General features: G+C 49.8%; 24 protein-coding genes and 1 pseudogene. 18 read left to right on the forward strand and 7 right to left on the reverse strand.

The annotated features are described in order from the left end of the window. Positions 1-1,386, reverse strand: a complete 1,386-nt coding sequence (locus tag NQD60_RS02405) for a 2-hydroxycarboxylate transporter family protein (protein ID WP_257100911.1) — start codon at positions 1,384-1,386, stop codon at positions 1-3. 233 nt (positions 1,387-1,619) lie between these two features. Here NQD60_RS02405 and NQD60_RS02410 point away from each other — a divergent pair, with 233 nt between their 5' ends. Continuing rightward, positions 1,620-2,960: a homoserine dehydrogenase gene (locus tag NQD60_RS02410; protein ID WP_257100912.1), complete on the forward strand. Its 1,341-nt coding sequence runs from the start codon at positions 1,620-1,622 to the stop codon at positions 2,958-2,960. Positions 2,961-2,963: 3 nt separating this feature from the next. Further along, entirely contained in the window at positions 2,964-4,499 is a 1,536-nt protein-coding gene (locus NQD60_RS02415) for a threonine synthase (protein WP_257100913.1), read from the forward strand. Positions 4,500-4,628: 129 nt separating this feature from the next. On the opposite strand, the gene NQD60_RS02420 is transcribed toward NQD60_RS02415, so the two are convergent. From NQD60_RS02420 to NQD60_RS02445, 6 genes are all read right to left on the reverse strand, one after another. Continuing rightward, positions 4,629-6,287: a cyclic peptide export ABC transporter gene (locus NQD60_RS02420; RefSeq protein ID WP_257100914.1), complete on the reverse strand. Its 1,659-nt coding sequence runs from the start codon at positions 6,285-6,287 to the stop codon at positions 4,629-4,631. A gap of 152 nt (positions 6,288-6,439) precedes the next feature. After that, complete coding sequence (locus NQD60_RS02425) at positions 6,440-6,649, reverse strand: MbtH family protein (RefSeq protein WP_257100915.1); 210 nt, start codon at positions 6,647-6,649, stop codon at positions 6,440-6,442. A 70-nt stretch (positions 6,650-6,719) separates the two neighbouring features. Continuing rightward, the gene (locus tag NQD60_RS02430) at positions 6,720-6,917 is read right to left on the reverse strand and encodes a hypothetical protein (RefSeq protein ID WP_257100916.1); all 198 of its coding nucleotides are present in this window, start codon (positions 6,915-6,917) and stop codon (positions 6,720-6,722) included. 30 nt (positions 6,918-6,947) lie between these two features. Then, positions 6,948-9,683, reverse strand: a complete 2,736-nt coding sequence (acnA, locus tag NQD60_RS02435) for an aconitate hydratase AcnA (protein ID WP_257100917.1) — start codon at positions 9,681-9,683, stop codon at positions 6,948-6,950. A gap of 124 nt (positions 9,684-9,807) precedes the next feature. Further along, the gene (locus NQD60_RS02440; protein ID WP_257100918.1) at positions 9,808-10,290 is read right to left on the reverse strand and encodes a hypothetical protein; all 483 of its coding nucleotides are present in this window, start codon (positions 10,288-10,290) and stop codon (positions 9,808-9,810) included. A gap of 45 nt (positions 10,291-10,335) precedes the next feature. Beyond that, complete coding sequence (locus NQD60_RS02445) at positions 10,336-11,319, reverse strand: malate dehydrogenase (RefSeq protein WP_257100919.1); 984 nt, start codon at positions 11,317-11,319, stop codon at positions 10,336-10,338. 249 nt (positions 11,320-11,568) lie between these two features. Between NQD60_RS02445 and NQD60_RS02450 the strand changes: the two are divergent. The 16 genes and pseudogenes from NQD60_RS02450 to purF all read left to right on the forward strand — a co-directional run. Beyond that, positions 11,569-12,283: pseudogene (locus NQD60_RS02450) on the forward strand (GntR family transcriptional regulator); the annotation flags it as partial. 224 nt (positions 12,284-12,507) lie between these two features. Next, entirely contained in the window at positions 12,508-12,915 is a 408-nt protein-coding gene (locus NQD60_RS02455; protein ID WP_257100920.1) for a hypothetical protein, read from the forward strand. 398 nt (positions 12,916-13,313) lie between these two features. After that, positions 13,314-13,724 carry a succinate dehydrogenase, cytochrome b556 subunit gene (gene sdhC / locus NQD60_RS02460; RefSeq protein WP_257100921.1) on the forward strand — a complete coding sequence of 137 codons (411 nt, stop codon included), beginning with the start codon at positions 13,314-13,316 and terminating at the stop codon, positions 13,722-13,724. Beyond that, on the forward strand, positions 13,725-14,093 hold the full coding sequence (gene sdhD, locus NQD60_RS02465; protein WP_257100922.1) for a succinate dehydrogenase, hydrophobic membrane anchor protein: 369 nt from the start codon (positions 13,725-13,727) through the stop codon (positions 14,091-14,093). Between the two features lie 2 nt (positions 14,094-14,095). Continuing rightward, positions 14,096-15,871 (forward strand): succinate dehydrogenase flavoprotein subunit, encoded by a 1,776-nt coding sequence (gene sdhA / locus NQD60_RS02470; RefSeq protein WP_257100923.1) that lies wholly within the window; start codon positions 14,096-14,098, stop codon positions 15,869-15,871. 99 nt (positions 15,872-15,970) lie between these two features. Beyond that, entirely contained in the window at positions 15,971-16,675 is a 705-nt protein-coding gene (locus NQD60_RS02475; protein ID WP_223693868.1) for a succinate dehydrogenase iron-sulfur subunit, read from the forward strand. Between the two features lie 27 nt (positions 16,676-16,702). Next, entirely contained in the window at positions 16,703-16,975 is a 273-nt protein-coding gene (locus NQD60_RS02480; protein WP_223693871.1) for a succinate dehydrogenase assembly factor 2, read from the forward strand. Between the two features lie 100 nt (positions 16,976-17,075). Then, on the forward strand, positions 17,076-18,377 hold the full coding sequence (locus NQD60_RS02485; RefSeq protein WP_257100924.1) for a citrate synthase: 1,302 nt from the start codon (positions 17,076-17,078) through the stop codon (positions 18,375-18,377). Positions 18,378-18,430: 53 nt separating this feature from the next. Further along, positions 18,431-19,558, forward strand: a complete 1,128-nt coding sequence (gene asd, locus NQD60_RS02490; RefSeq protein ID WP_257101239.1) for an aspartate-semialdehyde dehydrogenase — start codon at positions 18,431-18,433, stop codon at positions 19,556-19,558. A gap of 38 nt (positions 19,559-19,596) precedes the next feature. After that, a complete protein-coding gene (gene truA, locus NQD60_RS02495; protein ID WP_257100925.1) occupies positions 19,597-20,403 on the forward strand; it encodes a tRNA pseudouridine(38-40) synthase TruA in 807 nt (268 codons plus the stop codon). Continuing rightward, complete coding sequence (locus tag NQD60_RS02500; protein ID WP_257100926.1) at positions 20,385-20,558, forward strand: hypothetical protein; 174 nt, start codon at positions 20,385-20,387, stop codon at positions 20,556-20,558. Before truA ends, NQD60_RS02500 begins: the two co-directional genes overlap by 19 nt. Beyond that, the gene (gene accD / locus NQD60_RS02505; RefSeq protein ID WP_257101240.1) at positions 20,558-21,433 is read left to right on the forward strand and encodes an acetyl-CoA carboxylase, carboxyltransferase subunit beta; all 876 of its coding nucleotides are present in this window, start codon (positions 20,558-20,560) and stop codon (positions 21,431-21,433) included. Before NQD60_RS02500 ends, accD begins: the two co-directional genes overlap by 1 nt. 106 nt (positions 21,434-21,539) lie before the next feature. Then, complete coding sequence (gene folC, locus NQD60_RS02510) at positions 21,540-22,868, forward strand: bifunctional tetrahydrofolate synthase/dihydrofolate synthase (protein WP_257100927.1); 1,329 nt, start codon at positions 21,540-21,542, stop codon at positions 22,866-22,868. Between the two features lie 53 nt (positions 22,869-22,921). After that, on the forward strand, positions 22,922-23,848 hold the full coding sequence (locus NQD60_RS02515) for an SPOR domain-containing protein (RefSeq protein ID WP_257100928.1): 927 nt from the start codon (positions 22,922-22,924) through the stop codon (positions 23,846-23,848). Between the two features lie 8 nt (positions 23,849-23,856). Continuing rightward, entirely contained in the window at positions 23,857-24,360 is a 504-nt protein-coding gene (locus NQD60_RS02520) for a CvpA family protein (protein ID WP_257100929.1), read from the forward strand. A 124-nt stretch (positions 24,361-24,484) separates the two neighbouring features. Continuing rightward, on the forward strand, positions 24,485-26,023 hold the full coding sequence (purF, locus tag NQD60_RS02525; protein WP_257100930.1) for an amidophosphoribosyltransferase: 1,539 nt from the start codon (positions 24,485-24,487) through the stop codon (positions 26,021-26,023). The last annotated feature ends 35 nt before the right edge of the window (positions 26,024-26,058 follow it).

Consider the following 26,058-nt stretch of genomic DNA (forward strand, 5'->3'; position numbering starts at 1 on the left):
TCAGGTTATGGTGCCGAGCAAAATAATCGCAACAGTAATCGTCAGGGCGCCACCTAAACGAGTTGCCATTTGCGCAAATGGCATCAACTGTAAGCGATTAGCAGAGGTGAGAATAGCTACGTCGCCAATCCCTCCCATGCCGCTGTGGCAGGCATTGATAATGGCCCCTTCAATCGGATATAACCCTACCCAACGCCCAACAAAGAAGCCGACTGTCGTAAGGGTCACCACGGTGACAACAATCGTGATGATGTTAGCCACTGTGAAAGCAGCCATTAAATGGTCCCAGGGTGCAATTGTGACGCCGATTGCAAACAGCAGTGGGTAAGTCACAGTACTAGAGAAGAAACGATAAACAGTGCGTGCGCCATCTTCTAATTTTGGTGAAATCGCATAAGTTAATTTAGCGAGCACAGCCAAAAATAGCATGGCGACAGGAGCCGGCAGGCCAATCAATTTATGCGCTAGCATGCCCAACATATATAAACAGATGGCGACCATACCGGCGGCTGCAATATGTTCAACTGTAACGGTAGAAGCATCGGCGTGCTTTGCTAAAATGCCAGTGTCACTTGCATGCAAACGACCTTCCCCGCTATAGCGGCTATAGCGCTTGCCCAATTGGTTGAGTAAGGCAGCGCAGATAATGGCAGTCAAATTGCCGAGCATGACAGCGGGTACAATCTGAGCAAATAATTGCCCTTGTGGTAGGTTCAAAATGTCAGCGTAGCCAAGGGTAAGCGGAATGGCCCCCTCACCAATGCCGCCGGCCATAATTGGGATAATAATATAGAAGAAAGTATGATGCGCGCCTAAGCCAAAGGCCATTCCGGTGAGGGTACCTACAATCGCGGCAATGACTGAGCCAGCAGCGAGTGGCAGAAAAATTTTAGCGAAGCCTTTGACCAGAGCTTGGCGGTCCATACTAAGAATACTGCCAACGACAACGGAAGCAATAAACAAATATAATACGTTGGTCGTTTGCCAAAAATCTTTGACTGATTGGGTTAACTCATTAGGCAGTAATTGATAATACACCAAGCAGGAGGGCAAAAAGGTGGCGACAATAACGGGTCCTCCGATTCTACGTAGGCCTGGAATGCGCGCTCCTAGTTCGGCGCAGGTAAAGCCACATACTGCAAGAATGGCAATCATAATTGAAATATCGCCTGAGATTTTACCCAGCGTGAGTAAAATACCCAAGCAAATCACAACTAGACAATATACAGGCAGCGGAATAATGCCAATGCGCTTATCCATCCAATGCCACCAGAGAGAGTTCTGGCTTGGCGAATAATGTAGCGGACTGTCGCTTCTAGGCCGGTTTGCAAGTTGCCGCCAAAGTTTGCGCGTAAAAGCAAATGTGCCTAAAGAAAAAGTGCTCATTAAGGGTTTCCTGTCTGGTCTGTATTTTTTACTTATGGTGCGCCCCCCTACTATGTAAAATGAAGGGCGCTTCACTAGAATGTAGTTTTGGCGAAGTTGACCTACTTAACAAGAGTAGCGTTCAGGAACTAGTGATGCTAAATAGTCAACGAAGATTCGATTTAGTCAACAAAGATTCGATTACGGTGTTTTAGCGCACGTTCCTCAATTTTTCTGTACAGGTAAGTTTTTAGATGAAAACAATTAAAACCGGGCTTTTGGGTTTTGGCACTGTCGGTCAGGGCGTATGGAGTGTGCTCCTGCGCAATCACGGCGAAATTAGCCGCCGGGCCGGGTGCGGTATTGAAATTAAACGAATTGCCGTACGCGATATCGGTAAAGCGCGGGCAATACTGGGTGCAACCGATTCAGTTGTATTGGATACAGATGCTCATGCATTGGTCGACGATCCAACCCTTGATATTGTGGTAGAGGCCATTGGTGGCACCACGATTGCGCGAGAATTAGTGTTGCGTGCACTCGCACAGGGCAAGCATGTCGTGACCGCTAATAAAGCCCTGCTTGCGGTCCATGGCACTGAGATTTTTGCCATGGCGCGTAAGCACGGAGTGATGGTCGCATTCGAGGCCGCTGTCGCCGGTGGTATCCCGATTATCAAGATTCTTCGTGAAGGCTTAAGCGCTAACCGAATTCAATGGATTGTTGGCATTATCAATGGCACAACAAATTTTATTTTGTCTGAAATGCGCGAGCACGGAATTGATTTTGAGGTAGCGCTAAATCGTGCTCAACGCCTTGGTTACGCAGAAGCTGATCCAACCATGGATATTGAGGGCATAGATGCTGCCCACAAAGCAGCGCTGATGAGTGCGATTGCTTTTGGCGTGCCAGTACAGTTTGAGAGCGCATATATTGAGGGTATTCAAGGACTTGCGGCCCTTGATATTCAATATGCAGAAGAATTGGGTTACCGAATCAAGCTACTGGGTATTATACGGCGTGTTGCAGATGGAATTGAGTTGCGCGTGCATCCAACTTTGATCCCGGCTAAACATTTGTTGGCGAATGTGGAAGGGGCGATGAATGCAGTCGTGGTGTACGGTGATGCAGTAGGTTCGACACTTTATTATGGCAAGGGCGCGGGAGGGGAGCCTACGGCCTCTGCTGTGGTGGCCGATCTTATTGATGTGACCCGCCTGCAGACTGCAGATCAAAGCCATCGTGTGCCGCCTCTGGCATTTCAGCCGGATCGACTATCAAAATTGGCAATCTTGCCAATCAGTGAAGCGAGATGTGGTTATTATTTACGGCTGCGCGTGGCGGACGTGACAGGGGTATTGGCTAACATCACAAAGATTCTTGCTGATAACGACATTTCAATTGATGCTCTGTTGCAAAAAAAATCCCATCTGCCTGAATGCGCGGGCGGCAGTCAGACGGATGATTTAATTTTAATTACCCATCTGACACTTGAAAAGCAAATAAACACGGCGATTGAGAAAATGAGTGCATTGCCGACGGTGATGCCGCAAATGACTAAACTGCGGATTGAAACATTAAATGAAGAGTGTTAGTGCATGAACTACATTTCTACCCGTGGTGCTCATGCGGACGAGCGCCGGACCTTTACCGATATTTTGCTTGCCGGCCTAGCTGAAGATGGTGGGTTGTATCTACCGGCGGTCTACCCTTCGATTACACGGGACGAACTTCAGCGCTGGCGAGGCCTGTCATATGCAGATCTTGCCTATGAAATTCTCGCAAAATTCTGTGACGATATTCCTGCTGATGATTTGCGATCGCTTACGCGCCGCACCTATACGGCTCAAATATATAGCCATGCGCGTGAGTCTGAGAGGGCGACACAGATCACACCTCTTAAAGCTTTGGGTGCTGAAAAAGGCGCACCTCTTTACCTGCTTGAGCTATCCAATGGCCCTACGCTGGCATTTAAAGACCTAGCGATGCAACTGCTTGGCCAACTATTTGAGTATATGCTGGCAAAATCAGGCGAGCAGCTCAATATCCTTGGCGCAACCTCAGGCGACACAGGTAGCGCAGCCGAATATGCGATGCGTGGCAAGCAGGGTATTCGTGTCTTTATGCTCTCGCCCCATCAAAAAATGAGTGCGTTCCAAAGCGCACAGATGTATAGCTTGCAAGATCCGAATATCTTCAATCTTGCGGTTGCCGGGGTGTTTGACGATTGCCAAGATTTAGTCAAAGCGGTCTCAAACGATCACGCGTTTAAAGCGCGGCATAAGATTGGTACCGTGAATTCGATCAATTGGGCGCGGGTAGTTGCGCAAATTGTGTACTACGTGAAAGGTTGGTTGGCGGCAACTGAGCCAATGCTTACTTGCGCAGAAGGAGCCACTGAGGCTTTTCCGGCTGGATCTACTGCAACAGTAGTGGGGCAGGGGGGGAGTGGCCAGTCACTCCCTAAAGTCTCGTTTTGTGTCCCCTCGGGTAATTTCGGTAATGTGTGCGCGGGACATATTGCCCGCATGATGGGCTTGCCGATTGATAAACTTGTTGTAGCGACCAATGAAAATGACGTGCTGGATGAATTTTTTCGTACGGGCATTTACCGCATCCGCGACGCTGCGCGTACGTATCATACGAGCAGCCCGAGTATGGATATTTCAAAGGCATCGAACTTTGAGCGCTTTGTATTTGATCTGCTTGAGCGTGATCCAGCGCGTGTGCGGCAGCTATTTAATGAACTTGAAGCAAAGAAAGGCTTTGACTTATCGGGCAGCAGCGATTTTGCGCGCATTAACCAGTTTGGCTTTGTTTCAGGCCGGAGTTCGCATCAAGAGCGTATGGCGGCCATCGGAGATATCTATGCGCGCTATGCCACCATGATTGATACACATACTGCCGATGGCCTGACGGTGGCTCGCCGTTATCTAGAGCCTGGCGTACCGATGGTGGTGCTTGAAACGGCGCAGCCGGTTAAATTCAGTGCGGCCATTCGCGAGGCGTTGGGGCAAGACCCTGCAAGGCCTGCTGCATTCGCCGGTATTGAAGAGTTGCCGGTGCGCTTCAAAGTGGTGCCGCCTGATGTGCAGTCTTTGAAAGAATTCATTGCTGCTCATACTGGAGCGTAAGCTAGGCAGGGGCAAAAACCGATAGTCTCGATAACTGTCAGATCAGATCTCAACTAGTACACCTAAGTAATGTTTAATATAGGATTCTCTATTATTGATTGTGCTCGCTATCAAAATAAGTCGATCACGTCATGCGAGTGAGCCAACAGCTAGATTATTCACGGCAGACATGTTCGGCATAGGAGCGTCATTGAAAACAATGTGGCCATCTTCCAGTTTGACCAAACGATCTGCCAGGTGGAAATATCGGTCATCGTGGCTGATAACGATCAGTGTTTTTCCTTGCTGTTTAAGCTGCGGCAGCAAGGTAAGATAGAAATGTTCTCGAAAGCGTGGATCTTGGTCCGCGGCCCACTCGTCGAACAGACAAATCTCTCGATCTTCAGCGTAACATTGCAGGAGCGCTAAACGTTTACGCTGTCCCGTCGAAAGATTTGTATGCGAAAGCTTGCCATGCTCCACATGCAATTGCTTCTCTAATTTTAAGTCGCGCAATAGCGCACGTGTCCGAATATCAGGTAGGGTATCGCCTTTCGAATCAAGCACGTGGGGGAAAAGAAAGAAGTCGCCAAAAACACTGGAGAAACGTTCCCTGTATGCGCTTGATCCGTATGGAACAGGATATTCGTCAAGACAGAGTTGCCCTGAATTGGGCGGCAATAAGCCACACAACAAATGCATCAGGGTGGATTTACCACTGCCATTACTACCCACGATGAAGACCATTTCACCGCGGCGGATACTTAGAGTGAGGGGGCCGACTCCTTGGCCCATTTCGCTTTCTTGGTAGCAATAGGATAGATCTCTGGCGTGAATAAACTGCCAGTCAATATTCACTTGTGGCTCTGCAACTGGCTTAGCAAGTTCAGATCGCAGGTCTAGACCAACGCGCCTAATATGACGCAAACTGCTCAGGCCAACACCCACCGGTTGGCCCGCGTGGATCACAAAAATTAAAGGCCCCACCATAAACAGCGCGCCGATGACAAAGCGCACAATGACGTCGGAGGGCAGCGCGAATGCTGCGTATCCTAGATAGACAACGATAAACACGATAGCGTATGACGCTGCGGATGTCCACGCTTCATTCACGTTCCAGCGCAGATGGACTTGCCGCATGAAAGTTTGTGCTTGTGCAATGGCTGGCTGCAAAAGCACCTTATGAAAGTGTTCGGCGCGTGCTTGACTCAAGAGCATTTCTTTCTTGCCATCAGCAATCGTGCGGAAATGCTCAAACAGCGCTTCTTCGCTACGTCGCATCGCATCGAATTGCACGCGACTTGATTTAACTAAAAAGAATGAAAGTCCGAGAGGAAGGCTTAAGCCCGCCATCAAAGCGAGGAAAAGCGGGCTTGACAGCGTGAGCAGATAAATCCCGCAGACCAGAGCAAGGGCGATATTGTAGGCAAGATGTGGCGCGAGTAAGACCAGTGGGCCGATACGGTTAATGTCTTCAATCAAAACGCCGAAGATTGATGATTTATGATTGGCCAGCTTGTGATATTCAACTCTAATGAATTCCTTGGATAAATCTTTACGTAGCTGAGCCACAAATTCACTACCGAGCCTTGCTAGGATAATCTGCGCGATGCCATTGACTAGGCACAGTGCAACGAACCATCCCAATCCCACCGCAAGGCAATTCCAATGTGCTTGCGGCAATCCTTCCGTCGCCAGTCGATTGATATAGGCAAGTAGGCCGATGGTTAACATGGCGCCGATACAAGAAAGGGTCGCCGTCACTAACAAAGGCCGAAAATATTGCTTTAAGTATTGCGCCATTAACATCCGCCTCTCCTCTCTAATCAGTTAGCGTTATTTTGTTTGTAACCGCCCTGACTTAACTCAGCTGGCGCTGCTCACGATCGTGAGCAGCGCTTTGATGCAGGTCGCTATACCCCCAAAAAACACCTTCACCCTAGAGTGAAGTGTGCCGATTATTAGCCACCTATAGTTTCAATCAGACTTTGAGGGCGCATATCGGCCCAGTTCGTTTCGATATAGTCAAGACATGCTTGGCGCGCATCGGGTCCATGCACGGTTTGCCAGCCTGCGGGTACTTCAGCAAAGTTAGGCCATAGCGAGTGCTGGTTTTCGGCATTAACCAATACCAAAAAAACACCATTGGGGTCATCAAACGGATTACTCATTCTAAAAGTCTCCTCTTGCTTTTTAATGCGGTGCTGGATTTAATCATTTATCCAGTTTCCAAGCCAGAATTTAACCAATCATGGTTGTTAATTCTGGTCCATCCATTTCATCATGTTTTTTATAACGGACATCAAAAACTTCTATTATTTTTATATTGCTTAACAACGTATAGGCTCCCTCCCACGGGAGGGAGCCTATTGCATTGAATCCAGCTTTTTGAAAAGCATACACGAAAAAAAAGTATACTTCTACTACGAGTTGCCTCACATTAAAAGTAACCCAATGATGGTAGCGGATTTAATGAGTGAGCAGCGAACGCAGCACAAACGGCAAAATACCGCCATGTTGGTAGTAATCCACTTCAATCGGCGTATCGATGCGCAGCAATAAAGGCACGCGTTGCAGCACGCCATTGGCGCGGTGGATGGTGAGCGTAACGTGCTGCTGTGGCTTGATGTGCTCAAAGTCCTCAAGATCAAAGCTTTCATCGCCCTGTAGATTTAACGTTTGCGCGCTTACGCCACTCATAAATTGCAGCGGCAAAACCCCCATCCCGACTAAATTCGAGCGATGAATTCGCTCAAAGCTGCAGGCAATCACAGCCTTTACGCCGAGCAATTGAGTTCCTTTGGCCGCCCAGTCGCGCGAGGAGCCTGTGCCGTATTCTTCACCACCAAAGACAATGGTTGGCACGCCTTCATCAATGTAGCGCATGGCTGCATCATAAATGGATAGCAATTCTGAGCTGGGTTGATGCAGGGTAATTCCGCCCTCAACGCGCGTACCGTCTGCCTGCAGCGGCACCATCAAATTTTTGATGCGGACATTGGCAAAGGTTCCGCGCATCATAATTTCGTGGTTGCCGCGGCGTGAACCATAACTGTTGAAATCGGCTTTAAGCACGCCATTTTTTTGCAGCCATAAGCCAGCAGGGGAGGTTTCTTTGATCGCGCCGGCTGGACTGATGTGGTCAGTCGTGACTGAATCGCCAAAAATACCGAGTGCGCGCGCGCCTTTGACGCTAGTCTGATGAGCCGCAGGCTGCATCCTAAAATCAGTAAAAAAGGGTGGCTGTGCGATGTAAGTCGATTTTGGCCAGTTATAAGTTTGGCCTTCAGTGCCTTCAATCTTGCTCCACAAATCGCCTTTTTGGGTAAGCTGCGCGTAGTTTTTTTTGAATACTTCTGCATTCAGCGCGACCTTGAGCAATTGATGGATTTCATGGCTTGATGGCCAGATATCGCCGAGATAAATATCTCGTACTTTTCCATCCTTGCCTTTACCCTGGCCAAGCGGTTCAGTCATTAAATCGCGCATGACCGTACCGGCGATTGCATATGCTACTACCAGCGGAGGCGAGGCCAGAAAATTGGCCCGCAGATTCGGGTGAATCCGTGCCTCGAAGTTGCGATTACCCGATAACACGGCAGCGGCCACGAGATCGTGCTGGATGATTGCCTCGTTAAGGGCTGGCGTGAGGTCGCCTGCATTGCCAATACACGTTGTACAGCCATAGGCGGCGAGTGTAAAACCGAGCTTCTCAAGATAAGGCGTGAGGCCGGTTGCATTTAAATATTCGGTAACAACGCGTGAACCAGGCGCCAGAGAAGTCTTAATATGCGGGGCGACACTAAGGCCCATTTCAACCGCTTTCTTGGCAAGTAAGCCAGCGGCAAGCAGCACGCTTGGATTGGATGTGTTGGTACAGGACGTAATCGCAGCAATCAAGATGTCGCCGTTTTTAATTGGCAGGCCATCACCGGTCTTATAGGCTTGATCGAGCACGCTGTTGTCTTTAGAAAAACCGTTTTCAGTGATTGGCTTTGAGAAGAGTTCAGTGAAAGTTTGTTTCATCTGACCAAGCTCGATGCGGTCTTGCGGCCGCTTAGGGCCAGCCAGTGAGGGAGTTACGGTAGCTAGATCCAGCGTGACGATCCGGGTATAGTCGATTTGACCGGCCGCGGGCATGCCATAGAGGTGCTGCGCTTTAAAGTAATTACGGAACGCGTCAATTTCTTGTGGGGTACGGCCGGTGTTTTCAAAATATTCGATAGTCTTATCATCTACTGGGAAAAAACCCATCGTAGCCCCATATTCGGGCGCCATATTGCTGATGGTTGCCCGGTCCGGTACGGCGATTGAAGCGGCCCCTTCGCCGAAGAATTCAACAAATGTGCCGACGACTTTTTCTTTGCGCAAGAGTTCAGTCACTGTCAGTACCAGGTCGGTGGCAGTGAGACCTTCACGTAGTTGGCCTTTTAACTCAAAGCCAATCACATCAGGGGTCAGCAAATATACTGGTTGACCGAGCATGGCTGCTTCCGCTTCAATACCACCGACTCCCCAGCCAATCACGCCAATACCGTTAATCATGGTTGTATGGCTATCCGTACCAACTAGCGTATCGGGGTAGTAAATGGCGTTGTGGCGAGGATCCGTTAGATCTTTCTTCTGGTGCACACCCCGTGCAAAATATTCAAGATTGACTTGGTGGACAATGCCAATGCCAGGCGGCACCACGCGGAATGTATCAAACGCTTGCATGCCCCATTTCATGAACTGGTAGCGCTCTTGGTTGCGCTGAAACTCCAGCTTCATATTTAAATCGAGCGCATCTTTGCGGCGAAAATAATCGACCTGAACTGAGTGATCCACCACTAAATCAACAGGCACCAGTGGCTCAATCGATTTTGGATCCTGCCCCATTTGTTTAGCCACATCGCGCATGGCTGCAATATCGGCCAGTAGCGGCACACCTGTGAAATCTTGTAAAACGACGCGCGCGACAACAAACGGAATTTCTTCAGTGCGAATTGCATTGGGCTTCCAGTTTGCGAGTTGCTCGATATGCGTGCGAGTGATTTTGAGGTCGTCATAGTTACGCAAGACCGACTCAAGTATGAGCCTGATTGAAACGGGCAGGCGCTCAAGCTTAAGTTTAAGCGCCTGACCTAGCTGCGGCAGCGAGTAAAATGCACCGGTGCCAGTACCGCTATCAAATTCTTTGAGTGTGTTGTAAAGAGTGTGAACCATTTTGTCCTTATGGGCAGAAATCGCAAATCCTATGCGCCGCTTTTTCCCACTTATGCATTGCGTTTATAGCAATGTGCGTCAGTACGGGAAAGCGTCCGCGCTATGATTTGCGAACGACCGTTCGTTAGTGAGCTTTGCGGATTGCCTCTGCTTGGGTTGGAGCGGGAGTATCCTTAGCAATCATTGCGGGTGACTTGCATTCATCGGCAAGGCGTCTTTTATGCTGGCCTTTATCATTGAATAGCATTGCTTTGGACGGAATAACAATCCAATTCATACCGCTAGCCGGATCATAGAAACGATCAGCACCAGTCGTAGTTCGGACGCGCGGCAGTTGGTAGTTTTTACGGCCCCAACGCATGGTGAGGATTTGGTCGCGCTGCATATCGCCGGTGATCCAGAGTGTTTCTTTGCCTTTACACGACCATTTCACTGGCTTAGCAGCCGTTTTTTTGTGTGCGGCATGCTTGATGCGCAAGCGCTCGGCCTTAGCGGATGCTTTTGAGGAGGTGGCGGTTTGCGCTGTGTGCGCCACAGCATTGCTCGCTAGCACCCCCGGTACGATAGCGAATAGATAAGTGAGGACAGCGATAACTAGGGTTCTCATACAAGTCTCCTTATCTATCGTAACTTCAAGCAACAACAATCGCGACTACCCAAGCAGATGCTTTACACCGTTCTGTTCTTCGAGCAATTCTTGCAGCGCCAGATCCATCCGCTCACGTGAAAACGTATCGATCTCAAGATCTGACACCAAAGTGTACTCTCCGTTTGCTGTCGTCACTGGAAAACCATAGAGCACATCTTTAGGAATGCCATAGGCTCCATTGGATGGAATGCCCATGCTAACCCAGCGCCCGTTGCTGCCCAGTACCCAGTCGCGCATATGATCAATCGCTGCATTGGCTGCGGAGGCTGCTGACGACAAGCCACGCGCCTCGATCACGGCGGTTCCGCGTTTAGCAACAGTTGGCATAAAAACCTCGCGATTCCAGGTCTCGTCATTGATCATCTGCTTTAAGCTAGCGCCGTTAACCGTGGTGAAACGGAAATCGGGATACATCGTAGGCGAATGATTGCCCCACACAATGATCTTCTCAATGTCTGTGATTGGGGTACGCGATTGAGCGGCGAGTTGCGACAAAGCGCGATTATGGTCAAGGCGCATCATTGACGTGAAATTTTTCTGCGGTAAATCGGGCGCAGATTTCATCGCGATGTAGGCATTGGTGTTAGCGGGGTTGCCGACCACTAGTATTTTGACATTGCGGCTGGCTACCTCGTTTAAAGCGCGGCCTTGCACGGTAAAGATTTCAGCATTGGCGCTAAGTAGATCTTTGCGCTCCATCCCTTTTGAACGCGGTCGTGCACCAACTAACAAAACAAAATCGGCGTCCTTAAAAGCAATTTTAGGATCATCTGTAATAATAATGTCTTGCAGCAGTCCAAAGGCGCAATCCTCAAGCTCCATCACCACCCCTTTCACGGCTGCTTGAGCCTGCGGCAGATCCAGCAGTTGCAAAATTACAGGCTGATCTTTACCAAGTAGATCGCCATTGGCAATACGAAAGAGCAGCGAGTAAGCAATTTGCCCGGCAGCACCGGAGATGGCGATACGCTTTGCAGGTTTAGACATAATTATTTCCTGAATGAGTCATTGAACAATCCGCGTGTAGGCGGCGCGGCGCCTAATTGATCCCAAGTCTAAAAGCCACTGTCTTGAAAGTCAACATTATCATGTATCTTATATAAGACATATAAATTAAAGCAGCGGGTAGACGGTATGAGTGCGCTGTGATCCAATACTACAATGAATACTCGTTCTGCCACTTTGTCGAAGGCGACTACTGAAATTGAGCGCAGCGCACAGGTAGAGTTGCCGCTTTCTCCTACCTTTAGCCCTCTCTATCAACAAATAAAAGCTCTCATTACACAGAGTTTAGAGGTCGGTGAGTGGAAGCCAGGTGAACCGATTCCGAGTGAGGTTGAGCTTGCCACGCGCTATAAAGTCAGTCAAGGAACTGTACGCAAAGCAATCAGTGTGTTGGCTGCTGAAAATTTGCTTATCCGCCGACAAGGCAAAGGCACTTTTGTTGCGACGCATAGTGAAGCGCGTGCGCAATTTCGTTTTTTGCGCTTACTGCCGGAAGCGGGCGTGCCGAACGTATACGAAAGTCATTTGCTTGAGTGCCGGCGCCTACGTGCACCGGTTGAGATTGCTCGGCCGCTCGAGCTTCAACCCAATGAGCCAGTTGTACTCATCAAACGTACTCTGCAGTTTAGTGGAGTTGTTGCCGTCTTCGATGAAATTTGGTTACCAGGCAATTTATTCAGGGGCCTGACGCTAGAGCGGTTGGTTGCGTATCATGGGCCGCTTTATGTACTATTTGAAACAGAATTTGGTACGCGCATGATTCGCGCTTCGGAAAAAATTCGTGCGCTAGCCGCTGCTGATGAGGTTGCAGCAGTGCTTGGTGTTGAACCAGGTCACCCGCTATTAAGCGTTGATCGAGTGTCTTATACCTATGGCGACCGGCCGATTGAAGTTCGGCGCGGTTGGTATGTAACTGACGCGTTTTATTCAGAATGATTTAAGCTAATTTAATGAGTATGTTTGTGGGTATTGACTTTTGATTCATGTCTTCAGTCGTCAGCTGCCTTCAATAGAAAATTATTCATTATAAATATTTTATATTTTCTAAATAAATTTTTTATATTTTAGAAATATGAACGAAAAATTTGTTTGCGGAAAATAAAACAAGTACAATTCCCAATCTATTCAAAGCAACTCTTAATCAATTACTGTTTAAATAGGGCTAAAATAATGAAAAGGTATCAAACTGTACTCGCCATGGGACTGGCTATAAACTTTGTTTTAACCGGCTGTATGCGCAGCATAGCCAATCCGGTGCCAATCGCACAGATAGGAGATGAAACCAAGAGTTGCCAGTCACTCTCGGAAGAAATCCAGCAAGTGCAGATACTGCTAAACACGAGTGAGTCAGATGGACATCGTCAAACGGCACAGAATCTTGTATTAGGAGTGACGGGGGCATTTTTACTTGTGCCTTGGTTTTTTATGGATTTGGGGAATGCAGCGACGGTAGAGAAGAGAGCTGCACAGGCTCGACTGCAGAGGCTACAGTCGACCTATGCGAACAAGCAGTGCCGGGATTCAGCTGGATCGTTAGCTCATATTGAAATCAATAAAGAGGCGCCAACCTCTAAATAAACCATACCTTGTTGTAAGTTTTTCTTATGAAAATTTTACTGTTTCCTCAATAGGGGAAGCAGTAAGACGATTGCCAAATAATGCGGAGATTCTTTTGAGACGATTGGTACTAGGTCACCCGCTATTAAGCATTGATCTAGTGCCTTATACTTATGGTGATCGCCAGGTCCGATGATGCGTTGTTTAGTTTTTAATTGAACATGAGAGTACGACAAGCGCTCTTCCGCCGTTCAAACTCTCAAGAATTTAAATTTTTTAACCGGCCTTATAACTTGCTTAACCCCTCTATTTGCAAAGGGTCTCGTGCGCAGGTTTGAGTTATCGAAGTCTCTATAGTGTCAGACAAGCAGAAAACGCGTTAAAATCTCGGGCTGTGTGATTCAATGAGGTTTAACCGTATGGCTGAAGCTAGCAAAAAACCAAGGCCGGAATTTCGTAATATTGGAATTAGGCAGATACTCAGTTACCGGCTTCCGTTAGCAGGGATGGTGTCGATTTTGCATCGTATTAGCGGGGCGCTGCTTTTTCTTTCCTTGCCGTTTTCTTTGTATTTGTTCGAGCAAAGCCTGGCTTCTGCAACGAGCTTCGAGGTGCTAAAGGGTTTCGCGAGCGGTGTGCTGGTCAAGTTAAGCCTTTTGTTGGTTATTTGGGCATTTGCATTTCATTTTTTTGCAGGTCTTCGTCACGTGCTGATGGATATGCATTATGGGGTGGCTAAAGCCGCCAGTAAGAAGACAGCTGCTGTTGTATTCGTCCTTTCGTCAATAGTCACGTTTGCTATTGCGCTCAAACTATTCGGGGTTTTTTAAATGGCAAGCCAAAATAATCTTGGCCCAAAGCGCCTCGTGGTGGGCGCACATTACGGTTTGCGCGACTGGCTGGCGCAACGGGTGAGCGCCGTGGTGATGGCGATTTATACCCTTATTTTGCTCGTCTGGTTTTTTGCTGCGCAAGCTTTTTCATATGACGGTTGGGTATCGATTTTTGCTGCGCAATGGATGAAGGCAGCTACTTTTGTTGCATTGCTGGCGCTTTTTTATCATGCTTGGGTTGGCCTGCGTGATATTTGGATGGATTACGTGAAGCCGCTTAGTGTGCGGCTTACGTTGCAAGTGTTGACGATCGTATGGCTGCTTGTATGTGCAGGTTATGCCGTGCAGATTCTGTGGAGAGTATAAGAATGGCCGCAATTAAGAGTACGCTACCCCGCCGGCGTTTTGATGTAGTGATTGTCGGTGCGGGAGGCTCGGGCATGCGTGCCTCTTTGCAATTGGCGCAAGCGGGTTTGTCGGTCGCCGTATTATCTAAGGTGTTCCCAACTCGCTCACATACCGTTGCAGCTCAAGGCGGTATTGGCGCCTCGCTGGGCAATATGAGTGAAGATAATTGGCATTATCATTTTTATGACACGATTAAAGGCTCAGATTGGCTCGGTGACCAAGACGCGATTGAATTCATGTGTCGTGAGGCGCCACGTGCAGTTTATGAGCTTGAGCATTTTGGCATGCCGTTTGATCGTAACCCTGATGGTACGATTTATCAACGCCCGTTTGGTGGGCATACTGCAAATTATGGCGAGAAACCCGTACAGCGCGCTTGTGCCGCGGCGGATCGAACCGGTCATGCATTACTGCATACGCTTTATCAACAAAATGTTAAAGCAAAAACTCACTTCTTCGTTGAGTGGATGGCGCTTGATCTGATCCGCGATCAAGAGGGCAACGTGCTTGGCGTGACTGCGCTCGAAATGGAAACGGGTGAGGTTTATATTTTGGAAGCCAAGTGCACACTCTTTGCAACGGGTGGCGCTGGCCGTATTTATGCGGCTTCAACCAATGCATTCATCAATACGGGCGATGGTCTTGGCATGGCTGCACGAGCCGGTATTCCTCTCCAAGATATGGAGTTTTGGCAGTTTCATCCAACTGGGGTAGCAGGCGCTGGCGTCTTGATTACAGAGGGGGTGCGTGGCGAGGGTGGAATTTTACGCAATGTCCACGGCGAACGTTTTATGGAGCGTTATGCGCCAACTCTGAAAGATCTTGCTCCGCGCGATTTTGTTTCCCGCGCGATGGACCAAGAAATCAAGGAAGGCCGCGGCTGTGGGCCACAGCGAGACCATGTGCTATTGGATCTATCGCATATTGGGGCTGAAACCATTGTTAAACGACTGCCATCAATCCGTGAAATCGCACTTAAATTTGCCAATGTGGATTGTATTTTAGAGGCGATTCCAGTGGTGCCTACAATTCATTATCAAATGGGCGGCATCCCGACCAACATTAATGGCCAGGTGGTTGGCAAAGAAGGTAATAGTCAAACCCCAGTCAGTGGTTTTTACGCTGTTGGCGAATGTTCGTGCGTATCGGTGCATGGCGCTAATCGTCTCGGCACTAATTCATTGCTGGATTTGGTTGTATTTGGCCGGGCTGCAGGTAACCATATTATTCAGCAAGTGAAGGCTCAAGCGGAGCATAAACCGCTGCCAGCTGATGCGGCCGAACGTACGTTGGCGCGGTTAGCTGAGCTTGAGGTAAGCACGACTGGTGAGTATACACAGCATATTGCGGGCGATATTCGTCAGGCCATGCAAGCTCATGCAGGCGTTTTTCGGACCAGTGAATTACTCGCAGCAGGCGTTGCAAAAATGAGCGAGTTGACTGAGCGCGTTAAACATGTGCACTTGCGAGATAAATCAAAAGTATTTAATACGGCGCGGGTCGAAGCACTGGAATTGGCTAATTTGATTGAAGTTGCACGTGCCACGATGACTTCAGCCGAAGCGCGTAAAGAAAGCCGTGGCGCACATGCGCATCGCGATTATCCAGAGCGCGATGACGGAGATTGGCTGCACCATACTCTTTGGTATAGCGCGGATAATCGCTTGGAATATAAGCCCGTGCAAATGAAGCCGCTGACAGTTGAAACGATACCGCCAAAGGCTCGCACCTTTTAAGTGCTGCCTATTTTTGCTAGATATGTCTGACAAAAGCATCAAGCGCAATCAGTTGATACAGTGTGCCTGCATGCTAGGTTAGGCCAACGGAAGTTCGAGATGACAAAACGTATTTTTGAGATTTATCGCTATGATCCAGACCAGGACGCAGCACCACGCATGCAAACTTACGAGCTTGAGCTCGACGCGCATGACAAAATGCTGCTCGATGTATTGATCAAGCTGAAATCGATGGATGAATCGATCGCCTTTCGCCGCTCATGTCGCGAAGGCGTATGCGGCTCGGATGCGATGAATATTAATGGTAAAAATGGGCTTGCCTGCCTAACCAATATGAATGAGCTGCCGCAGCGAATTACGCTAAGGCCGTTGCCAGGGTTGCCCGTAGTACGTGATTTGATTTGCGATTTTACGCATTTTTTTGATCAATATTATTCAATCAAGCCCTATTTGATTAATGATGAGCCACTACCAGAGAAAGAGCGTTTACAATCTCCACAAGAACGTAATGAGCTGGATGGATTGTATGAATGTATTTTATGCGCTAGCTGCTCGACTTCTTGCCCGAGTTTTTGGTGGAACCCAGACAAATTTGTTGGCCCCGCTGGTTTATTGCAAGCGTATCGTTTTATTGCTGACAGTCGGGATCGTGCGACCGGCGAGCGCCTGGATAACCTGGAAGACCCTTATCGCTTGTTCCGTTGCCACACGATTATGAATTGCGTTGATGTCTGCCCGAAGGGGCTGAATCCAACTAAGGCAATTGGTAAAATCAAAGAACTCATGGTGCGCCGTGCAATTTAAGCATAGACGTTGAAGCGGGCATTTAAAATGGAAACTGTTTCTCATCAAGCAGACCCCGTGCAACGGGCCCGATTGCGTTGGCGCGCGCGGCGCGGGCTGCTGGAAAATGATCTCATCATTGAACGTTTTTTTAGTCGTTATGAGCATACGCTGAGCGATGCTGACGTAGGGGCGCTGACTCAGCTGTTGGAGCTTAGCGATAACGATTTGTTAGACTTACTTCTTGCTCGATCGCAGCCGCAAGGCGAACTCGCCAGCGCGGATGGATTACGTGTATTGGCGCTGTTACGCGCCAGTTAAATGAACAACCCATTCTAATTTTACCGCAGAATCTAAACAGGTTCACGGCCTGCTTTTTTTGGCAACACCCGCTATGCCATTTTTTAACTTGAGGACGCTTATGACTCCATCCGATGTAAAAGCGACGCTTTCTTTTAGTGATGGCTCGCCCAGCGTTGAACTGCCAATCTACCAGGGTACCCAGGGCCCCGATGCGATTGATATTCGCAAGCTATATGGACAAACCGGTAAATTTACCTATGACCCAGGTTTTATGTCCACGGCAGCGTGCAATTCGGCCATTACCTATATTGACGGTGACAACGGCGAACTCTTGCATCGCGGCTATCCGATTGAGCAACTTGCAGTGCATGGCGATTTTTTGGACGTTTGCTATTTACTCTTAAAAGGCGATTTACCCAAGCTCGAACAGAAACGGGAATTTAACGAACTGGTCACTAAGCATACGATGGTGCACGAGCAGATGCAGTTTTTTTTCCGGGGTTTTCGGCGGGACTCGCATCCAATGGCAGTATTAACGGGGTGTGTCGGTGCCCTCTCCGCGTTTTATCATGACTCATTGAATATTAACGATGCCCGTCATCGCGAAGTATCGGCCATCCGGTTAATTGCTAAGCTGCCGACGTTGGTTGCAATGGCGTATAAATATAATATTGGCATGCCGTTTGTGTACCCACTCAACGAATTGTCATATAGCGCTAACTTTATGCGCATGATGTTTGCCAATCCATGCGAAGAGTATAAGGTTAACGAGGTATTGGTGCGCGCTCTTGACCGCATTTTGATCTTACATGCTGACCATGAGCAGAACGCTTCAACGTCAACGGTACGGCTTGCCGGGTCATCGGGCGCTAACCCATTTGCTTGCGTGGCAGCAGGCATTGCCTGTCTATGGGGACCGGCGCATGGCGGAGCGAATGAAGCTGCACTCAATATGCTAGAAGAAATTGGCTCGCCAGAGCGGATTTCAGAATTTATCAAGCAGGTCAAGGATAAGCACTCAAGTGTAAAGTTAATGGGCTTTGGCCATCGCGTCTATAAGAATTATGACCCACGCGCTAAACTCATGCGCGAGACGTGCCATGATGTGCTTGAAGAGTTGGGCTTGCAGAACGAACCACTCTTCAAATTGGCGATGGAGCTAGAAAAAATTGCGCTGGAAGATGAATATTTCGTCTCGCGCAAACTCTATCCTAATGTTGATTTTTATTCAGGCATTGTGCAGCGCGCGTTGGGTATTCCGACTTCGATGTTTACCTGTATTTTTGCGATGGCGCGCACGGTTGGCTGGATTGCGCAATGGAATGAAATGATTTCCGAGCCGGATCAAAAAATTGGCCGGCCACGCCAGCTTTTCGTTGGGCAGACACCGCGCGAAGCAAAACCGATCGAGCAGCGCTAGCCATATAGGATGCTCTCGCAGTGACGTGAGCGGATTTTTAAATGAGTAAAAAGATGAAAATAGTTGGTTTTGTCGGCTGGCGTGGCATGGTGGGCTCAGTTTTATTGCAGCGCATGTGCGAAGAAAACGATTTTGCCTTGATCGAGCCGTTATTTTTTAGTACGAGTAATGTTGGCGCAGCGGCGCCACCTTTCGCTAAAAATGAAATCAAGCTGAAAGATGCGTATGAGTTGCAGGCGCTCAAGCAGTGCGACATTATCATAACTTGCCAAGGTGGCGACTACACGGCTGAGATATTCCCTAAGCTGCGTGCGGCTGGCTGGAATGGCTATTGGATTGACGCTGCTTCTTCGCTGCGCATGCAAGAGGATGCGGTGATTATCCTAGACCCGGTGAATGCGGATGTTATTCAAGATGCACTAGGCCGTGGCATTAAAAATTACATCGGCGGCAATTGTACGGTCAGTCTCATGCTGATGGCGCTCGGTGGTCTTTTTCATGCGGGCTTAATCGAATGGGTCAGTGCGATGACCTATCAGGCCGCTTCTGGCGCTGGCGCGCAGAATATGCGCGAATTGCTGCAACAAATGGGCGTGCTATATGGCGCAGCCAATCAAAGCCTGGCTGATCCGGCCGCCGCAATCTTGGACATTGATCGCTGTGTGCTGGCGGCAATGAACAGTGAGCAGATGCCGGTGGCTCAGTTTGGCGCACCGCTGGCGGGTTCACTGCTGCCATGGATTGACCAGGATCTAGGACAGGGTATGTCGCGCGAAGAATGGAAAGGGGCGGCTGAAACCAATAAGATTCTTGGCAAGCCCTCATTGGGCATGGCCGGTTCAATACCCGTTGATGGTATTTGCGTGCGCATTGGTGCGATGCGTTGTCATGCACAGGCAATGACGATTAAGCTCACGCAAGATGTGCCGCTGGCCGAGATCGAAAATATATTGGCCGCGGCAAATGACTGGGTGAAGGTGGTGCCGAATGAACGCGTTGCATCGCTTAGCCAGCTTACGCCGGCTGCTGTAACGGGTAAGTTATCCGTACCGGTTGGCCGGTTGCGTAAGCCCGCGATGGGCGCTCAATATCTCTGCGCCTTTACCGTAGGCGACCAGTTACTTTGGGGCGCGGCTGAACCTTTGCGGCGGATGCTGCGAATTTTGTTGGCCGCAGCATGAAGTTTAACCCGCACTGCGGCTTTAGACCGTAAACTGCGATGCGCATTGCTTTAGGCTTGCAGTACGATGGTGCGACGTTCTCCGGCTGGCAGTCGCAGCAGCACCGCAACACGGTGCAAGATGCGCTTGAACGCGCATTGGCGTTATTTGCTACCCGTCCGCTGAAGACCGTGGCGGCGGGTCGTACAGATGCAGGCGTGCACGCGTTGGGCCAAGTGGTGCATTTTGACACCGAAGCGCAGCGCCCGATATTTGCATGGGTGCGCGGGGTCAATGCTTTTTTGCCGGCTAGCATTGCCGTGCAGTGGGCGCAGCATGTACCTGCAGAGTTTCATGCGCGTTTTAGCGCATATGAGCGTACTTATTACTATATGCTGTACTCGCATCCTATTCGCTCACCCCTATTGGCTGGCCGTGCCGGTTGGGTGTATCAGGCAGAACTTGACCTGACAGCCATGCGCGCCGCTGCATGCGTGCTGCTTGGCGAGCATGATTTCTCCGCCTTTCGTTCCTCTGAATGTCAGGCCAAATCGCCTTGTAAGCACCTCTATGCGTTGGATATCGAAGCGCGTGGCCATTTTATTTATTTTCGTTTTCGTGCTAATGCTTTTTTGCACCATATGGTGCGAAATATCATGGGCTGTCTGATTGAAATTGGCCGTCACCGGCAGTCGGTGAGCTGGTTGCAAACGGTGCTTGAGGCGCGTGAGCGACGCCAGGCAGCGCCAACTTTTATGGCGGATGGCCTATATCTTGCTCAGATTGGCTATCCGCCCACTTTCAAGGTGCCACTGCCGGACTTGACTAGTCAGCCTTGGGGAGAGCTATGGGCAAGCCACAGCTAGCTGCGGTGGTAACCGGTAGACGTATTGTGCAGCTTCTGGCCGAGGCGCCGCCCGCAGACGCGGTACAATTGCTGATTAATTTTATTGCGCAAATGCGACAGGTGCTCGATACAGCCGTAAAGTTAGAGCGTAACCAAGAAACTAAGGATAGATGATGAGCTGGCTTGATAAACTACTGCCACCTAAAATTAAACCGACTGATCCGGCAAGCCGCAAAAGCATGCCTGAAGGGCTATGGATTAAATGTCCATCATGTGAGGCCGTACTCTATCGCAATGATCTAGAGAGTAATCTGCACGTTTGCCCCAAGTGTGATTACCATATGCGGATTGGCGCGCGCGCGCGGCTAGATAGCTTGCTTGATGCAGAGGGCCGTTATGAAATTGGCCAGGAAATTGTGCCGGTCGACTCGCTTAAATTCAAAGACAGTCGCAAATATACCGAGCGCATTAAAGAAGCGATGGAAGATACCGGGGAAACCGATGCGATGGTCGTACAGGGTGGCGTCATCCATACCTTGCCAGTGGTCGCGGCTTGTTTTGAATTTTCTTTTATGGGCGGGTCAATGGGCTCGGTCGTTGGCGAGCGTTTTGCGCGCGGCGTGAAAGTTGCGCTTGAGCAACGTACGCCATTTATTTGCGTGACAGCTTCGGGTGGCGCGCGCATGCAAGAAAGTTTGTTGTCGCTGATGCAAATGGCCAAAACGACGGCGATGTTGACCAAACTTTCCGAAGCTAAACTACCGTTTATTTCCGTCTTAACTGATCCAACCATGGGGGGGGTTTCAGCGAGTTTCGCATTTCTAGGCGATGTTGTGATTGCTGAGCCTAAAGCATTAATCGGTTTTGCCGGGCCACGCGTGATTGAGCAGACAGTACGTGAGAAACTACCGGAAGGTTTTCAACGCTCTGAGTTTTTGCTGCAAAAAGGCGCGATTGATATGATCGTTGACCGTCGTCAACTGCGCGCAAAAATTGCGCATTTGCTGGCCATACTTACGCTACAACCGCATGATGCCGTTGTTTCTTAGAGAGCCTAGGCCGCTATGATTCACTAATATGAGCGTTTTTATAACGGTGTTTTTTGATCACGAACCCTTTAATCTCAGTACCTATTCAGCAGTACATATCAGCTAAATGATCGCTTTTCCAACCCTAACCGCTTGGCTTGCTCATCTCGAAACAGCCCATCCGATTGGTATTGATTTTGGTCTTGAGCGGGTGAGCAAAGTGAAAGATGCGCTCGCGCTGGATTTCAAGTGTCCAGTGATTACTGTCGGAGGGACAAACGGTAAGGGCTCGACCTGTGCGCTACTCGAATCTATTTTGTTACATGCCAGTTATCGTGTTGGTTGTCATACTTCACCGCATTTACTGTCGTTTAACGAGCGTGCGCGTATTAATGGTGAGATAGCCTCTGATGCCGCTTTATTGCCTCACTTTGAAGCGGTCGAACGTGCGCGCCATAGTTTTGCCGAGCCGATCTCGCTGACTTACTTTGAATTTACGCTGCTGGCGATTGCGCATTGGTTTGCCGCCAGTAAACTTGATGTCGTGATTCTTGAAGTAGGCTTAGGCGGGCGGCTAGATGCAGTCAATAGTATCGATCCAGATTGCGCGGTGATTACGAGCATTGATCTCGATCATACTCATTACCTTGGTGACACGCGCGAGAAAATTGGCTTTGAAAAGGCGGGTATCTTCCGCCCTGGCAAACCGGCAATTTGCGGCGATCCATTACCGCCGCGCAGTTTAATTGACCACGCTCAGCGCATTGGCGCAGATTTATGGCTGGTTGGCCGTGATTTTGGTTATCAGGCGCAAGCGGGTAATGAGCGTCAGCAGTGGTGTTACACCGGCCGTACCTTATCGCGGGCGGCGCTTGCTTATCCGGCATTGCGAGGCGCGAATCAATTGCTCAATAGCTCAGCGGCGTTGGCGGCGCTTGAAGCACTGCGCGACAGACTGCCGGTCGCCGCGCAAGAGATTCGGCTTGGCCTAGCCAGGGTTGAATTAGCCGGCCGCTTCCAGGTACTGCCTGGCAAGCCGGCAGTGGTGTTGGATGTTGCACATAATCCGCATGCCGTGGCGGCGCTCGCAGAAAATATAAGTAATATGGGATTTTTTCCGTATACCTATGCAGTATTTGGCGCCATGGAGGATAAAGATATTGCTGCCGTCCTGCAGCGGATTAAGGGCGAAATTGATTACTGGTATATCACTGATCTGCCCACGCCACGTGCAGCGCCAGCAGCCATGATCGAGGCGCTATTGCATGAAATACAGGCGGTTGATCAGAATCGTACCGCGGCCACCAATGTGCCTCGCCGCATCGAATGTTTTGCTACACCGGCGCAAGCTTACGCAAAGGCATTAGCGAATGCCGCGGAGAATGATAGAATTATCGTTTTTGGATCTTTCTACACGGTGGCTGATGTCATTGCATATCGACAACGCCAGCTATAAACCGGTCGACCTTCCAAAATTTTACGATACAAGTAAGGCGGTTTAAGCCATTTATGGGACTTTTCTCGTTCGGTAACAAAGAGAACAGCCGCCGCAGTGCGGGCTATGATACGCGCGACGCATCTAGCGGGCGAGCGAGCCGCGCGGATAAGGCCGCATTGGCTCGCGAGAAAGCTGCGCAGCGTGAACGCAGTGCTCGCCGCACTGGGCAAGAGGCTCTACTAGATCCGCTGCTGCTAGAAAAGCGGCGAGCGCGTCGTCGTTTGCTGGGAGCGGTAGTCCTGGTGGCTGTCGCCATTGTGGTTTTGTCTAAAGTGCTCGAGCCGGGCCCTAGGCCACACGTTGATGACATCGCAATTCACGTGGCTGCGCCGACTAAAATAACACCGGCGACAGCGTTGGGCATAGATACAGCTGTATCTGGTGTTCGTTCGCGCTTGCCTGAGTCGCTTCCCACTGCCCAAAAATCTATTCCTAATCCAACGAGTCTAGCGGCCAAGGCTGCACCGAATATACTGTCCGTTGCGTCTAGCCGGTCCGCTCAGCCAACTCGTAAGCCAGCTTCGCCCCCTACCGTAACGAATATGCCGCTGGTTACGGCGACTCATTCTTCAAAGCCTGTCAATGTGACGGACGCAAGGCGTGCGGCCACGGCGCCTTCTGCACCTGTTAACCCGCGTATAAAAGCCAGCCCTCAGACCACAAATGGAGTTGCCGGCAGTGCGCCTAGCAATCGCTTCGCGGTTCAGTTAGGCACTTTATATGATGAGCCGCGCGCCCGCGCATGGATTGCGCGCTTAAAAGCAGCTAACATACCCGCTTATGTGGAGCGTAAAAAGCTGGCTAACGGCAGCCAACAACTGCTCGTGCGAGCTGGGCCATTTAATGATCGCGTGAGTGCTGAGGCAGCTAGCAAGCGCATCCGTGAGCTAGGTCTGGCGCAGATGAAGGTCAAAACTGGTAAACCAACACTTAAATAGAGGTGCTCATGCTAACCGTATTCGACTTTACCGTGTTGCTCGTGCTTGGCCTTTCGGCCTTGCGTGGTCTATGGCGGGGTTTAGTTGCTGAAATCTTTGGTTTAATTGGTTGGATTGCTGCTTTTATCATTGCTGCCAAGTGTGTAAACGGGGTTGCGCCTTATCTGCCGGCGCACTTGCCGGGTGGCGAGTTGACACAGTTTTTGTTGGCATTTGCTCTGCTGGTGATGGCTGTACTGCTCGCCGCAAATGTGCTCAATGCCTTATCAAACCGATTAGTCGGCGCGATTGGACTAGGCTCGCTCAACGCATCATTGGGCGTACTATTTGGTTTATTGCGCGGCTTTGTACTGGTGGTGGTGTTGGCGGCTATGGCCAGTATGACCGATTTGCCACAGCAGCGGTTTTGGCGCGAGGCGTTGCTACGGCCTTATGTGCAATCAGGCGTGTCCCTCATGAAGCACCTGCTGCCTGATTCGCTAGCGCGTTATGTGCGCGCCTACCCCGAATGAAGTAAAATAACTACCTGGTTGCTAAAAGTTGCTAAGAAAGCAACAAGCGGGTGTTAGCAAGTCAGGGTAGGTGTTCTAAAACAAGAATGCAAGTAATAATTGGTGTCATTTGAAGGGACCCGCCATGTGTGGCATTGTAGGTGTAGTTTCAAAATCTCCTGTTAACCAGTTGCTGTATGACAGTTTGCTCTTGTTGCAGCATCGTGGTCAGGATGCGGCTGGTATTGCCACGGCAAATGGCAATACTTTCTATATGCATAAAGCCAATGGGATGGTGCGCGATGCTTTTCGCACGCGCAATATGCGTGCCTTGCCTGGCACCTGCGGCATTGGTCAGGTGCGCTATCCAACGGCAGGTTCGGCCAGCAGCCAAGAAGAGGCGCAGCCTTTTTATGTCAATGCGCCATACGGTATTATTTTGGCCCATAACGGCAATTTGACGAATTCCCGGCAATTAAAAGACGAGCTGTTTCGGATTGACCGGCGTCATATTAATACCCATTCTGATACAGAAGTTTTGCTCAATGTGCTCGCGCATGAATTGCAAATGGCGAGCGCGGGCTATTCGTTGGATCCTGCTATGCTGTTTAAAGCAGTCAGCGGGGTACACCGGCGCGTACGTGGCTCATATGCGATTGTCGCACTTATCGCGGGTTATGGCTTGTTGGTATTTCGTGATCCTTACGGTATTCGTCCGCTCTGTATCGGTAAGCGTGAAACTGAGCAGGGCACCGAATGGATGAGCGCATCTGAATCGGTTGCGCTTGAAGGTATTGGCTTTGAGTTGGTGCGCGATGTGGCGCCGGGCGAAGCGATTTTTATTGGCCTTGACGGCGATTTTTATAACCATCAGTGCGCGCTTGAGGCCAGCCTTAATCCTTGTATTTTCGAGTATGTGTATTTGGCGCGGCCGGATTCTTGTCTGGATGGAGTGCCCGTCTATAATGCTCGGTTGCGCATGGGCGATTATCTAGCGAAAAAAATTGCGCGGGTGATATCGGCAGGGGATATTGATGTGGTGATGCCGATTCCTGATTCAAGCCGGCCGGCGGCGATGCAAGTGGCAAATCGGCTTGGCATTGAATACCGTGAAGGGTTTTTTAAAAACCGTTACGTAGGCCGCACTTTTATCATGCCAGGCCAGGCAGTGCGCAAAAAGTCGGTGCGCCAAAAGCTAAATGCAATGCCGGTTGAGTTTAAAGGACGTAACGTGCTGATTGTCGATGACTCAATTGTACGCGGCACGACCAGTCATGAAATCGTACAAATGGCGCGCGATGCGGGCGCCAACAAGGTTATCTTTGCCTCTGCGGCGCCCCCGGTTAAATTTCCAAATGTCTATGGCATTGATATGCCAACCCGAGGTGAGCTTGTTGCCCATGGCCGTAGCGATGAAGAAGTGGCGCGCATCATTGGCGCAGACCAACTCATTTATCAGGACGTGACGGCGATGAAACAAGCTGTGCGCGACTTGAACCCGGCGCTCACGTCTTTTGAAGCAGCCTGTTTTGATGGCCATTATCTAACCGATGATATTACGCCGGATTACTTGAACAGCCTCGAATTGGCGCGACTTGCCCCCGCGGCACTGAGTGAGCGCGATGCCGGTTCCGATGGTGAAAAAGCGTTTTCGCAATTACATTTGCAATTGTCAGTGGAATAAATAAAGGGTGTTGACCTATGATGGATAATTTGAAT

The sequence above is a fragment of the Mycoavidus sp. SF9855 genome, from assembly GCF_024582735.1.
Lineage (GTDB): Bacteria > Pseudomonadota > Gammaproteobacteria > Burkholderiales > Burkholderiaceae > Mycoavidus.

Excerpts from the sequence above, each read along its gene's own strand:
- NQD60_RS02500 (WP_257100926.1), top strand. The coding sequence starts at position 20,385 with ATGGGCAAGCCACAGCTAGCTGCGGTGGTAACCGGTAGACGTATTGTG.
- NQD60_RS02420 (WP_257100914.1), bottom strand. The coding sequence starts at position 6,287 with ATGTTAATGGCGCAATACTTAAAGCAATATTTTCGGCCTTTGTTAGTG.
- accD (WP_257101240.1), top strand. The coding sequence starts at position 20,558 with ATGAGCTGGCTTGATAAACTACTGCCACCTAAAATTAAACCGACTGAT.
- NQD60_RS02520 (WP_257100929.1), top strand. The coding sequence starts at position 23,857 with ATGCTAACCGTATTCGACTTTACCGTGTTGCTCGTGCTTGGCCTTTCG.
- acnA (WP_257100917.1), bottom strand. The coding sequence starts at position 9,683 with ATGGTTCACACTCTTTACAACACACTCAAAGAATTTGATAGCGGTACT.
- purF (WP_257100930.1), top strand. The coding sequence starts at position 24,485 with ATGTGTGGCATTGTAGGTGTAGTTTCAAAATCTCCTGTTAACCAGTTG.
- asd (WP_257101239.1), top strand. The coding sequence starts at position 18,431 with ATGAAAATAGTTGGTTTTGTCGGCTGGCGTGGCATGGTGGGCTCAGTT.
- NQD60_RS02480 (WP_223693871.1), top strand. The coding sequence starts at position 16,703 with ATGGAAACTGTTTCTCATCAAGCAGACCCCGTGCAACGGGCCCGATTG.
- sdhD (WP_257100922.1), top strand. The coding sequence starts at position 13,725 with ATGGCAAGCCAAAATAATCTTGGCCCAAAGCGCCTCGTGGTGGGCGCA.
- NQD60_RS02405 (WP_257100911.1), bottom strand. The coding sequence starts at position 1,386 with ATGAGCACTTTTTCTTTAGGCACATTTGCTTTTACGCGCAAACTTTGG.
- NQD60_RS02415 (WP_257100913.1), top strand. The coding sequence starts at position 2,964 with ATGAACTACATTTCTACCCGTGGTGCTCATGCGGACGAGCGCCGGACC.
- NQD60_RS02440 (WP_257100918.1), bottom strand. The coding sequence starts at position 10,290 with ATGAGAACCCTAGTTATCGCTGTCCTCACTTATCTATTCGCTATCGTA.
- sdhA (WP_257100923.1), top strand. The coding sequence starts at position 14,096 with ATGGCCGCAATTAAGAGTACGCTACCCCGCCGGCGTTTTGATGTAGTG.
- NQD60_RS02445 (WP_257100919.1), bottom strand. The coding sequence starts at position 11,319 with ATGTCTAAACCTGCAAAGCGTATCGCCATCTCCGGTGCTGCCGGGCAA.
- sdhC (WP_257100921.1), top strand. The coding sequence starts at position 13,314 with ATGGCTGAAGCTAGCAAAAAACCAAGGCCGGAATTTCGTAATATTGGA.
- NQD60_RS02475 (WP_223693868.1), top strand. The coding sequence starts at position 15,971 with ATGACAAAACGTATTTTTGAGATTTATCGCTATGATCCAGACCAGGAC.
- NQD60_RS02485 (WP_257100924.1), top strand. The coding sequence starts at position 17,076 with ATGACTCCATCCGATGTAAAAGCGACGCTTTCTTTTAGTGATGGCTCG.
- NQD60_RS02410 (WP_257100912.1), top strand. The coding sequence starts at position 1,620 with ATGAAAACAATTAAAACCGGGCTTTTGGGTTTTGGCACTGTCGGTCAG.
- NQD60_RS02455 (WP_257100920.1), top strand. The coding sequence starts at position 12,508 with ATGAAAAGGTATCAAACTGTACTCGCCATGGGACTGGCTATAAACTTT.
- NQD60_RS02425 (WP_257100915.1), bottom strand. The coding sequence starts at position 6,649 with ATGAGTAATCCGTTTGATGACCCCAATGGTGTTTTTTTGGTATTGGTT.
- truA (WP_257100925.1), top strand. The coding sequence starts at position 19,597 with ATGCGCATTGCTTTAGGCTTGCAGTACGATGGTGCGACGTTCTCCGGC.
- folC (WP_257100927.1), top strand. The coding sequence starts at position 21,540 with ATGATCGCTTTTCCAACCCTAACCGCTTGGCTTGCTCATCTCGAAACA.
- NQD60_RS02515 (WP_257100928.1), top strand. The coding sequence starts at position 22,922 with ATGGGACTTTTCTCGTTCGGTAACAAAGAGAACAGCCGCCGCAGTGCG.